Here is a 14,687-nt window from a genome sequence, read left to right as displayed (position 1 = left end):
TGATGATTTTCACCAAAAATGCAAACAGATGTTTTCTTTTACCTTGTCCATTTTAATTCAATATATCCCGTTTCGTAAAGACGGCGAATGAAACAATCAATGCCGCAGCCCCCCAAATGCCCAGTACAGCTAAAGAAAAGGGTAAGGTCATTCCCTCAATGGGGGCGGGGCTTCCAGATAAATAATCGGTTAATTCGAGGTTAACCATAAATAAATATTTAGCACTCTGCCAAGATGAAGCCATGTTTGTCAAAATAGTGCCCGAAATAAGTGCAGCCATCATGACCACGATACTTGCCGCCGTACTTCGTACCAGGACAGATACCATGAAGGCTAACGAAGCTACCACAAGACTGACGAACCAGATCAATCCGGCTTGCAGCATCAGATAATGCCATTGTGGAATCGCGTGTACAGCAGACAAATCCACCGTCGATCCAACAATTTGAAATCCGGTAAATACCGGAACATTAAAACCGCGAAAACCAAAAAACAAGCCTGATATCAGATAGCTAATTACAAATACAGCTAAAATGATGAGCGAGACGAACATATACAATGTCAGCAGCTTGCTCAGCAGTATTTTCCACCGCCTGACTGGGCGAGTCAGCAACATTTTTATCGTGCCTGTCGTCCGTTCTCCAGAAACCAAGTCGGAGGCAATGGCCATAATCAACAGCGGAACGAACAGATTAATGGAATTATCCATAAACTCTCTGGTAAAGGTGACACCACTCGGCTCATTAGGATTCACATCATTTTCCAAATAATATTGCATCTGCTGCACAAAGACCCGACGGTAGGTCTTCCATTCCTCGGGAACCCGGTCACTTCCCAGCGAGTTTTGATTATCGGTAATCGCCTGACGCAGTTCGAGTCGCCAATCATTGCCGAATTTTTCGCGATTGTTTTCTGCCACTTTCATCTGAGCGTACGTAAAAATCGGCACAAGCACAAGTAAAACAAGTAAAATGACATAAAATCGTTTCTTCTTGATAATTTTGAGCGTTTCATTTTGTACGAGCGGTAAAATGTTATTCAAGTATCTCACCTTCCGTCATTTTCAGGAATAGCTGCTCCAGTGTAGGATTGATTTTGGTTACACCTTTAACGGAAATACCGGAAGCCGTCATTTGTGTCACCAGCTCCGCAATATGCTCTTCATCCATTTCTGTAAAAATTGCATTGGCTCCGCTGCCTGCCACAATGCTGTCATCAATTAATTCATCGGCGTTCGTAATTATTTGCACATGCGGAGAATTTTGCAATATGGCAAGACCCTGATCACGAGGCTCCAGTTGCCATACGGCCATGTGCGAGTGCGTATCAACCAATTCCCGCACACCACCTACAGCTAGCACCTTTCCCCGACTTATAATTGCCACCCGATCACATAGCAGCTGGATTTCGCTGAGCAAATGGCTGGAAACAAATACAGCCATGCCTTCTGCCGCTAGCAAACGGATAAAAGCTCTCATTTCCTTGATCCCTTTGGGGTCTAACCCGTTCGTCGGTTCATCCAAAATGAGCAATTTCGGTCTACCAAGCAAGGCTTGGGCTATACCAAGACGCTGGCGCATTCCGAGAGAATACGTACTTACTTTATCATGGATACGGCGATCGAGCCGAACCAGCTCAACGACTTCGCGGATACGCGGCTCGTCTACACCAGGCTGCATACGGGCAAAATGCTCTAAATTCTCCCACCCTGTCAGGTAGCTGTACACCTCTGGATTTTCCACAATAGAACCAATATGCCGCAAAGCCTGCTCAGGGTCACGATTTACATTATGTCCACAGACAGTAATCGTCCCTTCCGTAGGCTTAATTAAATCGACCAGCATACGAATAGTCGTCGTTTTTCCAGCCCCATTAGGACCGAGAAATCCGAAAATTTCACCCGCACGAACGTCGAATGTTACATCATGAATGATCATTTTGCGTTTGATACGTTTCTTAACGTGCTGAACAGAGAGAACTGTTTCGTTATTGCTTCTGTCTCTGCCTGCGCTGCCAACCTGATTGGCGGAATGGAAACTGGACACTGCATCCCTTGATGTCGGATTTTGGGTTATTCCAGCCCCGGTCTTGTCAGCAGATTGGATGCTCATTACTTGTTCCCTCCCTTTTTCACTTCAGCGGGTTGGCTACTTGTAGACTGTTGTTCATTATCCACTTTATCGGCATCCTTCGTGGTTGCAACTGCAAACCCTTGCGCGATACGTTCAGCGATTGCCTGATAGCCCTGTCCGTTTGGATGAAAATGATCGGAAGATAAATAGACGGGCAAATTTTGCTGGAACAAATCGAAAGTTGGAACCAGAGTCATATTGCTGTTTTGGTTGGTAATTGCCATGGCAGCCAGATTCCATTCTGTGACCACAAGATTACCGGGAATTTTCATTTCCTGCAGATCACTGAATGGATTATATAATCCGACATAGATAATTTTAGCATTCGGATTGATTTTCCCTACCTTTGTCAGCACTTTTTGCAGACGTTTGGCGGCATCAGGCACAGCTTTACGCAAACCACTGAGTGTAGGCGGCTCTTTGCCAGTTTGGGCAGCCTGAGCCCCCTGAAATAAATCATTTCCGCCAATCGAGACAATAATGACGTTAGCCTTTTTTAACACATAAGAAACACCAGGCTCATCCAGCTTGGTCAATAGTCCTTGAGTCGTCAGTCCATTAATCCCCATATTATTTATGAGCTGTGCCTTATGGCCTTCCTGATTATTTAACAAGCTCACCGACCGACGCACAAAACCACTTCCGGAGTCATCCCCTGTGCCTTTGGCCAGCGAATCTCCAATGGCAGCTACCCGAAACTCTCCCGTCTGAGTAGTAGCTGATGGCGCAGTTTGTGTCTGCGATGAACCGGAATGTACAGGTTGAGTGCTAACCATTGGCTCTGGAGCCGTAATACTTTGTACTGCTGTAATAAATCCGTACAATAATAGCAATGTGGCGGCAATGGAAACGGAACCGACAGACCGCCAAATCCATTTTGATGAATTCACTCGTGTTCCCTCCTGATAGCTTAGTGAAATAAACATAAGGCTTCTCATATCATTTTGCAAATAAACCGTTCGGAATAAAAGCGCAATAAATGCTTAGAGTCACACATAATTTCCCATGAACATGCAAAAAAAGGATGGCAAATGGCCACCCTTATATTATACTTTCTTGTGCGAATAGTTTATCCTCACAACTCTAATCAGACGAACCAAACTATTTACTATCAGGGATGAAACTTTTGATCCATTGTCCAAAACTGCCCGGATTTCGACTTTGAATCAGTACCGTCCCTTCACCGCGAAAGCGGCATACAAGCGCTTCTCCACTCGTTACGCTGGACAACCAGCCTTTAGATGCTTTTTCAATTTTATAATCCATATAATCCGGCCATGCCACCAGATGAGCATTATCAATAATACGCTCCTCTCCTGGCGCGATGTAAATGGGATGAATGGCTCCATAAGAGGACAGGAATACCGTACCTCGACCACTGATTTCTACGATAAAAAAACCTTCACCGGAGAATAAACCTTTCATCAGGTTTTGCATTTTGGTGCTTACCTCAATGCCTTCCGTACAAGCCAGAAAACCGTCCTTTTGGACCAACAGTCTATACGTGCCATCCAGTTCCACCGCTTGTACATCACCTATACTGGCAGGGGCTAACAACACTTCAGCCGGTCCCCGGGCTGCCCTCAGTTCTTGAAAAAAGAATTTTTCTCCGCTCAGCATTCTGCCTAAACCACGTAACAGTCCACCGTCTACCGTCCCCTTTATATCTACACTGGAAGACATGGAAACCATCGCTCCCATTTCCGCTTTAATCATTTCCCCGGGGTTCAACTGCACCTTGAGCATAGCAAAGGCACCTTCATGCACGATTTCGTAGCTCATTTGTTCACCTGGCTTTCCATAAGTAGTCTGCAATCCATTCAACTTGCTGCTATCATACTATAAATACGTCCCTTATGTCTTTTCTGGTATAAAGCAATGGTTATGCCACTGGAGGAATAAGAGACACCAAAAGACCCGCTGAACGTGTCAGCGGGTCTCCAGATTAACGTCACATCACTATCTTTTCGTAGCAGCGACATAACGTTGGGAACGTATTTAATATATCTTAGTTACGTGTGAACTCTTGTACCCAATATCCATTGTAGTAAGCCACACCGATTTGTGTAAATTCTGCCTTCAAAATATTCTCACGATGTCCTTGGCTGTTCATCCAAGCTTTCATCACTTCTTGTGGCGTTTGTTGTCCCATAGCAATATTCTCACCCGCATACGTATAAGTTACACCGAATTTTTTCATCATATCAAATGGTGAGCCATAGGTCGGTGATGTATGGGAAAAGTAATTGTTCGTACTCATATCCTTCGCCTTGACTAAGGCAACTTCTGTAAGCTTCGCATTCGATGCGAGGGGCTTCAGACCTTTTTGGCTGCGCTCGTTATTTACAAGCTTTACAACCTCGGCTGCAAATTGGGACTTGCTCAGTTGTGCATCCGATCCTGCTGACTGGCCCGCGCCTGAGTTTGTGCTTTGTTTTTGGGTCTGTTGCTTGTTACTAGACTGCGAAGCCTTTTGGCTACCCTGTTTGGTTGTTGTTTGTTTACCGGATGAAGGATTTGCTGTTTTGTTTTTAGCCTTGTCCTTTTCAGAACCATCCTTAATTACGGTCTTTGTTATCGTAGTCGTCCCGTTGGACATATTGACGGTATATCCGTTATTTTGAAACCATTGTTGCAGTTGGGCAGTCAAATCGTCAGCTGGTGAAGCTGATGCCGGAACGATGAATCCTGCGGATAAAATGGCGCTTAGACTTCCCATCACCAGTGTTTTTTTCAACATATTCTTCATTTCGTCATCTCCTTGTTGTATAAATGCCTTGGTGTGAACGCGTCTGGTTACAACTTTGTAATCTTTACTCTAGCAGTATATCATGTTTTATAGCAGGATCAATGGTATAAAAGTTGGAAAAAAAATAGCCCCGCTCGGAATTGACCCATGCGGAACTAAGTTAAAAGTAGTGAGGCTTTAAGTATTAGATTGTCTTGTTATAGGCTGATTATCTAAGCTTTTTGCTGAAACGGTAGCCTTGCTTTTCAAAGCCGATTCGATTGTAGAATGCTCGGGCCTCTACTTGTTTGATGCGGTTATTCGCTCCGGTAATGAATAAATGATAGCATCCTTGCGCACGTCCCCACTCCTCACCACAAGCCACCAGGCGCTTGCCAATGCCCTCGCCGCGATACTCCCCGCTCACGACCAGCATGGTGATTTGTACGGCAGGATCAGGATAAGCCAAACTTTGAGCCGTATGCATGCCGATTACTCCGACAACACGACCATCCATTTCTGCAACCATCATATTCGCTTGACTGTCCTCCCGCGTTGTTCCCATAACTTCTTTCATTACACCACAAGTCATCGGGTACCCGACTTCTCTTAGTAGTCCAGTTACGGCTTCGCAATCGCCAAGCTCTACGGAACGAATTGTCAGTACTGGAATCATCACATTGTTAGACATGATTTACCTCCACTTTCAGCATATTAGCAGCTTCTTTGGCCGTCTTCCGTGCTGTTTCCACATCTTCTGCAGCGCTAAGCGCTACAGCCATCCGGCGTCCCGGCTTGGTTTCAGGCTTCCCGAACACTCGCACCTGTGTCCGGGGTAGCAATAATGCATCATGCAGACCGCTTATTACAAAATCCCGCGTAGCCACTTCTGCCTTCAAAGTAGCTGAAGCTCCTGGTGTAAGCAGCGTGACGGATGGCACCGGGAATCCGAGAATGGCCCGCACATGAAGCGCAAATTCCGACAAATCCTGCGTGATCATGGTCACCATTCCTGTATCATGCGGACGAGGGGATACTTCACTGAATATGACGCCATCAGCTGTTAAAAACAGCTCTACGCCAAACAATCCGTAACCACCCAGTTCATCCGTAATCGTACGGGCAATGTTCTCCGCCTCCGAAAGCTGCTTGTCCGTCATGCCATGAGGCTGCCAGGATTCGACATAATCCCCATCTTTCTGAATGTGGGCAATCGGTGGGCAAAAAGTCGTACCCGAAACCGATCTGACGGTCAATAAGGTAATTTCGCTCTCAAACGGGACAAAAGCTTCAACAATGACACGTGTTGTTTTGGCACGCGCGCCTTCCAGCGCCGTATTCCAGCAGGATTCTGCATCTTCGAGTGCCCGGCATACAGACTGCCCTTTACCCGACGAACTCATCAAAGGCTTGACCACACATGGCGTGCCCAGCTCATGAACCGCCGACCGCAACTGGTCAAAATTATCTGCAAAACGATAGGCAGCAGTCGGAAGCTGTAATTTCTCGGCAGCCAGCCTGCGGATACCTTCCCGGTCCATCGTAAGACGGGCGGCACGGGCCGTTGGTACTACGTAAAATCCTTCTTGCTCTAATTCTTCCAAAGCACCCGTAGCAATAGCTTCGATTTCAGGTACAATTATGTCGGGCTTTTCCTCACGAATTAGTGCCTTCAACGCCTCAGCATCCTGCATATCCAGACAGTGAGAGCGATGGGCCACCTGCATTGCTGGAGCCAGTTCATAGCGATCAACAGCAATACATTCCACGCCAAGCCGCTGAGCTTCAATAATGACTTCTTTTCCCAATTCGCCGCTACCCAGCAGCAGCATCTTCTTAGCTTTGGCAGAAAAAGGAGCACCCCACATCTTGAACTCTTCCCCCTCTGACGAAATTGCTCTGATCTCTTTTCATCTTTATTTTCAGGGTTTAGCTCCAAGAATGCAATAGTGCTCGGCATTTAAATTTACAAAAAACGCGATTTTTTGATCTTTTTTTTACAAAAATCTGAACTGTGCTTCCACCAGCCCCCGATATATTCCATGTTTTTTCATCAATTGTTCATGATTACCACTTTCTTGGATTTCCCCATGATCCAGTACAACGATATGATCAGCATTCCGGATGGTGGACAAACGGTGAGCGACCATAAACGAAGTTCTGCCTTCCAGTAAAACCTGAAGAGCCTCCTGAATTTTCAACTCCGTTTCCGTATCAATACTGGCTGTTGCTTCATCCAGGATAAGAATTCTCGGATTTGCCAGCAAGGCACGAGCAAAGGATAAGAGCTGTCGCTGGCCCATGGACAACATTCCCCCCCGCTCCTCTACCTCTGTTTCATAGCCAGCTGGCAAGTGAACAATGAATTCATGAGCATTGACCGCCTTCGCAGCCGCTTCAATTTCCTCATCCGTTGCATCCAAACGGCCAAATCGAATATTATCGCGAATCGTCCCCGAAAAAATAAATGTATCCTGAAGTACGATGCTAATCTGCCTACGCAAGCTCTCTACCGTGACATCACGCACATCATGACCATCAATCGTAAGCCGCCCTGACGTAATGTCATAAAAACGGCTTAGCAGATTAATAATTGTACTTTTACCTGATCCGGTATGACCCACAAGCGCTATAGATTGGCCCGCCTCGACAGAAAGATTAATACCTTTAAGCGCCTGACGTCCCTTTTCATATTCAAAAATGACCTTTTCAAATTGGATATCGCCCCGAATGGACGGCAAGGCTTTTGCTCCCGGTTTGTTTGCAATATTCGGCTGTTCATCCATAAACTCAAAAATTCGTTCTGACGAAGCCATCGCAACCAGTAACTGATTATACATTTGGCCCAGTCGATTAATCGGTTCCCAAAAGTTCCCAACATAGTTAGCAAACGCAACCAGTAATCCCACCGTAAGCTGATCTGTCTGAATTAAATGCGCTCCAAACCAGAACAGCACAAGCGTACCAAATCCTCCGGTAATATCAATAAGTGGGCCAAAGACCTGATTCATGGCAGAAGCCTTATCCCACGATTTTTTGCTAGAGCTGTTCATGTCGTCGAAATAAGCCATGTTTTCCTGCTCCTGCGTATACGCTTGTGTCACACGAATCCCCTGAATGGACTCATTCAAATGAGAGTTGATACGCGAGTTCTTCATACGGACTTCTTGCCAAGCGCGGCGGATACGTACGCGCAGCTTGGTCGAGATCAAAAACATGATCGGAACGGTCACAATTACCGCCAAACCGAGCTTCCAGTTAATAAGCAGCAAAATGACAATAATTCCGATAAGCTGTACGCAGTCAATCAGGACATTCACTGCACCGTTCGTAAAAAGATCCTGTAGCGAGTTAATGTCATTCGTCACGCGCACTAATACAGAACCTGCTGGTCTCTTATCAAAAAAGTTAAAGGATAGCTTTTGAATATGCTTGAATAAATCTTCACGCAAATCGTAAATAACCCGTTGACCGATAATATTGGTGAATTTAATGCGGTACGTGCTGGCTGCCCATTGAATTAAATATAACAAGAGCACGGCACCCGTGATGAGCAGCAGTAACTTTACGCTGGGCAGTGCAGGCCATGCGGGAGCAATTGCCTTATCAATGGCCAGACTGATCAAATAAGGAACGGTCAGCTTGGTAATGGTGCCGAGAATCATCATGACCAGAAGGATCGGCAGAATCTGACGGGCATAAGGCTTCATGTATGCCAGCAAACGTTTGAATTCTGACCAGTTAAACGGTTTGTCAATGACATCATCATCTTGATAGACAAAGCGTTCATTCGTTGGCTTTTTTAACGGTTTGACTTTTTCTGCGGGTATATTCATGGTCTCACCTGCCCTTCGGATACACCGTCTGGAGCCTGAGCTATGTAATCGGCGTATTGAATATGATACACATCCTGATATGGACCTGGAGTAGCAATGAGCTGTTCATGTGTTCCACGCTGGACGATTCGTCCTTCCTCAAGCACCACAATCTCATTGGCATGACGAAGTGAAGAGATTCGATGAGCAATTATAAATGTTGTTCGACCACGCATAACCTCTTGAAAACCGGTCTGTATTTCATGCTCTGTCTCCATATCAACCGCACTGGTAGCATCATCCAGTACCAGAATTTTCGGATTTTTGAGTAGTGCGCGCGCGATGGCGATCCGTTGTTTCTGCCCTCCGGACAGTCCCAATCCACGTTCTCCGACGACAGTGTCATATCCCAGCGGTAGTTCAGTTATGAATTCATGTGCCTGAGCCAGTTTGGAAACGCGTATGATGTCATCCATACTGACATGACTTAATCCATATGAAATATTGTTGCGTATAGAGGACGAAAACAAAAACGTCTCCTGAAACACGGAAGAAATTTGAGCACGTAAATCGCGAATCTTCAAGTGACGTATATCCTTGCCATCCAACTTGATACTTCCTGCATTCACATTATAAGCGCGCATGAGTAATTGAATAATGGTAGACTTCCCTGACCCCGTTCCGCCTAAAATTCCAATGACTGATCCCGGCGGTGCGTCTAAATTGATGTCAACAACAGCAGGGAGCTTATTTCCGTAAGCAAAGGTAACATGTTCAAACGTAACATGTCCTTCCACCTGATCGGCATCGAGTTTAAGTGCTCCGGCTCCATCGGTTACATCTATGGACTGATTTAGCAGTTCCAAGACCCTTTCACCAGAAGCTTTGGACTGCGTATAGTTATTGATATGAAAGCCAATGCTCCAGATGGGGCCGATAATATACCAAATTAAGCTAAAGAAAGCGACGAGCTGCCCCAAGGTCATTGACTTCTGAATGACCAGATACCCCCCCATGCCCAACAGCAGGACCACACTGACAGAAGCTATCAGTTCCATTGCGGGGAAAAACCGACTCCATAAGGAAGCAGCCTGAATTTGATTACTTTTGTATTGCTCATTACGTACTGAAAATTTCTCAACTTCATATGATTCGCGGGCAAAAGATTTGACGGTTCGCACACCTGTTATATTTTCTTGGACCGCTGTCGTCAAGGCGCTAAGGGCAATCCGCATTTCCTGAAAGGTGGGATGAATCCGGGATTCAAACTTGAATGTGACGAAGAGTAGCAATGGCATGCTGATCATCGTAATGAGGGTGAGCTGCCAGTTAATATACAGCATCATCATAGAGCCGAATACGACCATCAGTAGCACATTGAGGAGTTGGGCAAAACCAAACCCGATAAAGTTACGAATTGCCTCCAAATCACCAGTCAGTCGGGACATGAGATCCCCCGTTTTGGCAGTGTCATAATATCTGAAGGACAGAAATTGCAGCTTTTCGTAACAAGCATTGCGGAGTCGGTACGCCAAGTAGTTACCTAGCCGTCCACCAAAAAAACCATGTAAAAATTGCATGAACCCTTTGATGATGACTACTCCCAGCACAGTCAGAGCCAGCGCCGGGACTTTCCCGAAGTCACCGGGGATGATAGCGTTATCAATTAGCCTTTGGAGCAGGTTCGGATACACCAGTCCCAGGGCCGTCGCTATCGCAAGGCATAAAATAGAAAGAAACAGATAGTGTCTCCTCTCGCGAAAAAAAACTTGCAGTTGCCTGAGCACTTCCATGTCAATGTCCCTCCATTAGTTGCACGACGTTGTTATATGGCTTAGTGAAGTTTACCATTCGCTTTCCAAGGGGGCAAAGAGGATAACAAGCCGTATTCAGGCAGGTTATCAATTGGTGGGTGATTAGACAAATTAAATCGCTTTCTTATTATTGAATATGGCTATTTACTCAGTATTGCTTTCTTTTTGGAGCATGCATAAAACACCGGGTTGTCCCACAACCCGGTGTCCTGAACTTAAATAAATGGTGTACTTATTTATCTTTACTCCAAAGCCGCAATCTTGCCAGCAAGCTCTTCCCAAACCTGTGGCTGCTCACCGCCCATAAGGGCATGCTCCATGCCACGAGTCGTCTCCAGCATTTGCTCTCGAAGCTGAGCTTTCTGCCACATTTGTTCCTCCTGCATCAGCGTAACGTAAAAAGAAGACATTCGTTCTCGTTGCTGATCCACAGCTTCCCCGATTCGCTGGCGTAATATCGGCTCCAGTTTGGTTTGTAGATTCGCTCGCCCAGTTCCTTCAAAAAATAGCTTTGGATTTTTAAAGCTATTCCAATAGTCCTTCCAATGAATAGACTCCTGCAGGGAAATTTCATTCAGCTCGGGAACAGCCCAGTTTCTGGATTCAGGAATCGTACAATCTAGTCCTTGCAACTGGTGGTTCATGTGTTCTACGCACTGTTGTATAGTCTTGTGTACCAAAATTTGGCCCGTTTTTTCCAGCCGGAGTGTGGTTGCCAGCAATTCCTGAGACAGCTCCAGTTCGATTAAACGCATCAGCTCACGACCACAAGATGCAAAAGCCGAACGAAGATCACCTACTCCTTCACGCAGAACAGATGGATGAAAAGCCTCTGCCATAAATTCTCCAGTCCGATAGGACAGCCTTTGACGTACATGATACAGCAATTCATCGGTTTCACCCGATAACACAGATGCACCGTTGCTGTCAGTCAGGCCTAGGAGCATATGCTCCAATTCTCCACGGATGCGAGTTAATCGCTCTAATCGAATCTCACGTTCTTCCTCGCTATACCGGGCATCGGTTGCATGTTGCTCTATGCGGTTCCGCAGCCGACCCAGTTCCTGCATAGCAGAAGCAATGGACAAACCTGCCAGCTCTTCGGCTGCAAATGCTGAAAAATCATCTTCAAATGCATCAAAACGTGAAGCTGAACGCAGCGAAGCCTCTCCCTGTTCGGCAGCTTCCAACGCCAGCATACTGGAAAGCGGATAAATACGTGGTTTTCGGATTCCATTCGCCTGTAGTTGTTCCTGTACATGCCGGGTAACAGAATGCAGTTCTTCTTCAGAAGAAGCCAGATCTGATGCATTAACTATAAAAAACGTCTGATCCAGCGCCAAGGTCTCTTTAACTCGACCTAGTTGGTTCAGGAACTGGCGATCACCTTGCGTAAACGCATGGTTATAATAGGTGACAAATACAAGAGCGTCCGCATGCTTCATATAGTTGAAAGTCACGCCTGTGTGTCGTGCATTCACAGAATCCGCTCCTGGCGTATCCACTAGCACGATGCCCTGACGGGTCAGAGCGCAATCATAATAAAGGTCGATATGCTCCACAAAGCATGATTTGTGCTCAGACGCAACAAAATCCCGATACTGCTCTAAATCCACCTGAAGCTGTTCTCCCAGCAAGCTTTCAGCTTCTTCCCATCCGGCTGCAGCAGCCTTCAAAAAACTATAATGAGGCCTGCCCGCAGGATGGATGCCTTCCGGAGATAAAGCATGAACGGCTTCTTGCCAGCCCGCTGCCGCGGGTTCCCCCAATCCTAATAGCCGAAATGAGTATTTAAGATCTTCCCGCAACGCGTCCACTGATTTCATATGGACGTCGGCCGTGGCATGGCGCTCAGCACTTGCAGGCGCCATTATGCGGTTAATCGCCGCTGTCGTTGGATGCGGCGATACGGGCAACACAGCTTCACCCAGCAAAGCGTTGGCGAAGCTGGATTTCCCAGCGCTGAACGCTCCAAACAGCGCCAGCGTAAACTGCCCTCCCTCCAGCGCAGCGGCGCGGGCATGTAAACCCCGTACCGCCGCTTGCATGGCAGGGTACGGGCTTACCAGGGCAGCGGCAGCCTTCAATCGGGCCGCTGCTGCATCCAGCCGCGTGCGGCGGCCTCCGGCGGCAGGCTGTGCTGACGCCGTTCCTGCTAGCGGCTGCGCCGATGCGTTGCGCGGGCCAGCGATGTCAGAACGCGCAACGCCCGTTGGTGCCGCAGCTTGCGGGGCAGCAACGGCGGTATCGGACGCCGGTGCAGGCGCGTCCGCACGGGGCAAGCCGCCTGGCGCGGACGCCTGCGGCAGCAAGCTGCGCAGCAGGCTGGCGTGCGAAGCCGAGGCCTGCACGCGGGTGCTGTAGCGGCTCGCCGCGTCCGCCTGCGCCAGCAGCGCAGTGCGTGCATCCGCGAGAGCCGCGCGGCGGGCTTCGGCTCGCACTGCAAGCTGGGCCAGCAGGCGGTCTAGCAGCGTTAGCGCCTTACGGCGGCAATCGGCGGTCACAGCTGCGCGTAGATCCTTGCAATAGTTCAACGTATACTCCGGCGACAAGGCATTTTCCTTCACCGTTTGCTCTACCAGTTGCCGGTCCGTCACAGGGCGGATGTCATCCAGCTCCTGCTCCATCGCAGCGGACCACAAACCCTGACTGTCACCCCAAGACCTCAGTAGCTCCCGTACATGGGGAAGCAATTGTCCCTCCACCTGATCAGTCAGCATTCCTGTCAGCCGTTCCAAACGGCTTTCCTTTTCTCGCTCAGTCTTTCCTCCTGCAAACCATATTCCTGTTTTGAAGCCCGGCTTGCGGCTCTCTAAGTATTCGCCTGCGGCTTCACGTAGCTCCGCTGGCGTCAAATGTGCGTGTTCCAGTAAATGATCCAGCTCTTGACGCAGTCGTTTACGCTCCTGCTCCGGAAGCACCTTCCAGTGTTCATCTTCTTGCTGCAAGGTTTTCTGCTCTATATCCAGGCGCAAAATGGCTTCTTCTCCACCTGCTTCTTTTAACAGTGTGTTCAGTTCCTCTTCTTCAGCTGCCTGCACAGTCTCCACATGTTGCTCTACCAAATGATGCATAGAGGACACTAAACTGTATGCCAAAAGCTCTGTTTTTCGCTCCAGCAAATTCGGAATCAGGTACGTCAACTGTTTCCACTGGTTCCATGGATGATTCTGCTCCTTCAAGGAAGTAAAGAGGATATCCGTATAATGAACCTGCCAGGCATGAAAGCTGGTCTCCACCTCATTACGATAACGTGTAAATGAAAGCTCTCGCTCCCGGTGTTTATCGATTTGATTGATGATCAAATATAATGGCTTGCCCCAATCCGACAAACTTTTGGCAAAGGACAAATTATTTTCAGATTGGACATGATTGTAATCCATCACATAAAAAACAATATCTGCCCAATGTAAAGCAGAATGTGTCGCCAGCGCATGTCCGTGGTCTGTGGAATCTACGCCTGGTGTATCCAGCAGCACTCCTCCGCTAGATAATATCGGAACATCCTCCCACACTTGAACCGATTCATAGGCTCCACCATTTTTACAATACTCAGCAAGCTCGGACAGGGACGCTTCCATGCTTTCCGGCTCTGGATTTTCCGCTGATTTGGCTGGATGAATGAGCGCTCTCGGACGTCCATAACGGATGGACACTACATTAGCGCTCGTAGGCACCGGTCCAGACGGCAGCACAGTTTTACCACACAGGCTGTTAATCAAGCTCGATTTACCCGCTGAAAAATGTCCACAAAAGGCAATGGTCAGCTCCTGCGCATATGCTTTTTCCAGCAGATCACCTATCGCCTTCGCTCCCGCTTCATCCCCGGCTTTACGCAATGTACTCTGTATCTGTTCTATCGTATCCAACCACTTTCCCGCATCTCCTGTAATCGTTTGCATCATAAGCTACGGTTCCACTCCTTATCACTTGTCTGCACCAAATAGCTATATTGTAGCATTCCTAAGCCGTTGTGAGAATCATCACATCAAAAAAACTAAACAGCGCTCCCCGCCAGTACTTGGCATTAGGGAACGCTGTTTTCGTACATGATAATAATAAGTTCATTTTATTCTGTTCAAAACGGATCATTAAAAATAAATATTTAGGCAACCGAATGCAATTCATCAAAGCCCTCAAAGAGCACCGACGAAGCAAGATATGTATACAACGGGTGAGCCTGCTCATCACGTACATT

Annotated in this window: 10 protein-coding genes; all 10 read right to left on the bottom strand. The window is 47.3% G+C overall.

The annotated features are described in order from the left end of the window. Positions 1-52: 52 nt before the first annotated feature. A complete protein-coding gene (locus MHB54_RS24905) occupies positions 53-1,042 on the bottom strand; it encodes an ABC transporter permease (protein WP_023989072.1) in 990 nt (329 codons plus the stop codon). Continuing rightward, positions 1,035-2,111: an ABC transporter ATP-binding protein gene (locus tag MHB54_RS24900; RefSeq protein ID WP_340982050.1), complete on the bottom strand. Its 1,077-nt coding sequence runs from the start codon at positions 2,109-2,111 to the stop codon at positions 1,035-1,037. Before MHB54_RS24900 ends, MHB54_RS24905 begins: the two co-directional genes overlap by 8 nt. Continuing rightward, entirely contained in the window at positions 2,111-3,058 is a 948-nt protein-coding gene (locus tag MHB54_RS24895; RefSeq protein ID WP_049827654.1) for a GDSL-type esterase/lipase family protein, read from the bottom strand. Before MHB54_RS24895 ends, MHB54_RS24900 begins: the two co-directional genes overlap by 1 nt. A 175-nt stretch (positions 3,059-3,233) precedes the next feature. After that, positions 3,234-3,914: a TIGR00266 family protein gene (locus tag MHB54_RS24890; RefSeq protein ID WP_076159244.1), complete on the bottom strand. Its 681-nt coding sequence runs from the start codon at positions 3,912-3,914 to the stop codon at positions 3,234-3,236. A gap of 226 nt (positions 3,915-4,140) precedes the next feature. Next, complete coding sequence (locus MHB54_RS24885; protein ID WP_340982049.1) at positions 4,141-4,881, bottom strand: CAP domain-containing protein; 741 nt, start codon at positions 4,879-4,881, stop codon at positions 4,141-4,143. Positions 4,882-5,089: 208 nt separating this feature from the next. Next, a complete protein-coding gene (locus MHB54_RS24880) occupies positions 5,090-5,551 on the bottom strand; it encodes a GNAT family N-acetyltransferase (protein WP_013310623.1) in 462 nt (153 codons plus the stop codon). Next, complete coding sequence (purT, locus tag MHB54_RS24875) at positions 5,544-6,728, bottom strand: formate-dependent phosphoribosylglycinamide formyltransferase (protein ID WP_340982048.1); 1,185 nt, start codon at positions 6,726-6,728, stop codon at positions 5,544-5,546. Before purT ends, MHB54_RS24880 begins: the two co-directional genes overlap by 8 nt. A 129-nt stretch (positions 6,729-6,857) precedes the next feature. Further along, positions 6,858-8,696 carry an ABC transporter ATP-binding protein gene (locus MHB54_RS24870; protein ID WP_340982047.1) on the bottom strand — a complete coding sequence of 613 codons (1,839 nt, stop codon included), beginning with the start codon at positions 8,694-8,696 and terminating at the stop codon, positions 6,858-6,860. Then, complete coding sequence (locus MHB54_RS24865) at positions 8,693-10,468, bottom strand: ABC transporter ATP-binding protein (RefSeq protein ID WP_340982046.1); 1,776 nt, start codon at positions 10,466-10,468, stop codon at positions 8,693-8,695. The genes MHB54_RS24870 and MHB54_RS24865 overlap by 4 nt, the downstream gene beginning before the upstream one ends. Before the next feature lie 263 nt (positions 10,469-10,731). Next, entirely contained in the window at positions 10,732-14,394 is a 3,663-nt protein-coding gene (locus MHB54_RS24860; RefSeq protein ID WP_340982045.1) for a dynamin family protein, read from the bottom strand. Positions 14,395-14,687 lie beyond the last annotated feature (293 nt).

Source organism: Paenibacillus sp. FSL M7-0802, assembly GCF_038004945.1.
Lineage (GTDB): Bacteria > Bacillota > Bacilli > Paenibacillales > Paenibacillaceae > Paenibacillus > Paenibacillus polymyxa_B.
This window is presented reverse-complemented; position numbering and strand designations above follow the sequence as displayed.

What these genes read in the sequence shown, in the direction of transcription:
- MHB54_RS24900 (WP_340982050.1), bottom strand. Translation starts at nt 2,111, where the DNA reads ATGAGCATCCAATCTGCTGACAAGACCGGGGCTGGAATAACCCAAAAT.
- MHB54_RS24865 (WP_340982046.1), bottom strand. Translation starts at nt 10,468, where the DNA reads ATGGAAGTGCTCAGGCAACTGCAAGTTTTTTTTCGCGAGAGGAGACAC.
- MHB54_RS24870 (WP_340982047.1), bottom strand. Translation starts at nt 8,696, where the DNA reads ATGAATATACCCGCAGAAAAAGTCAAACCGTTAAAAAAGCCAACGAAT.
- MHB54_RS24885 (WP_340982049.1), bottom strand. Translation starts at nt 4,881, where the DNA reads ATGAAGAATATGTTGAAAAAAACACTGGTGATGGGAAGTCTAAGCGCC.
- MHB54_RS24860 (WP_340982045.1), bottom strand. Translation starts at nt 14,394, where the DNA reads ATGATGCAAACGATTACAGGAGATGCGGGAAAGTGGTTGGATACGATA.
- MHB54_RS24895 (WP_049827654.1), bottom strand. Translation starts at nt 3,058, where the DNA reads ATGTTTATTTCACTAAGCTATCAGGAGGGAACACGAGTGAATTCATCA.
- MHB54_RS24880 (WP_013310623.1), bottom strand. Translation starts at nt 5,551, where the DNA reads ATGTCTAACAATGTGATGATTCCAGTACTGACAATTCGTTCCGTAGAG.
- purT (WP_340982048.1), bottom strand. Translation starts at nt 6,728, where the DNA reads ATGTGGGGTGCTCCTTTTTCTGCCAAAGCTAAGAAGATGCTGCTGCTG.
- MHB54_RS24890 (WP_076159244.1), bottom strand. Translation starts at nt 3,914, where the DNA reads ATGAGCTACGAAATCGTGCATGAAGGTGCCTTTGCTATGCTCAAGGTG.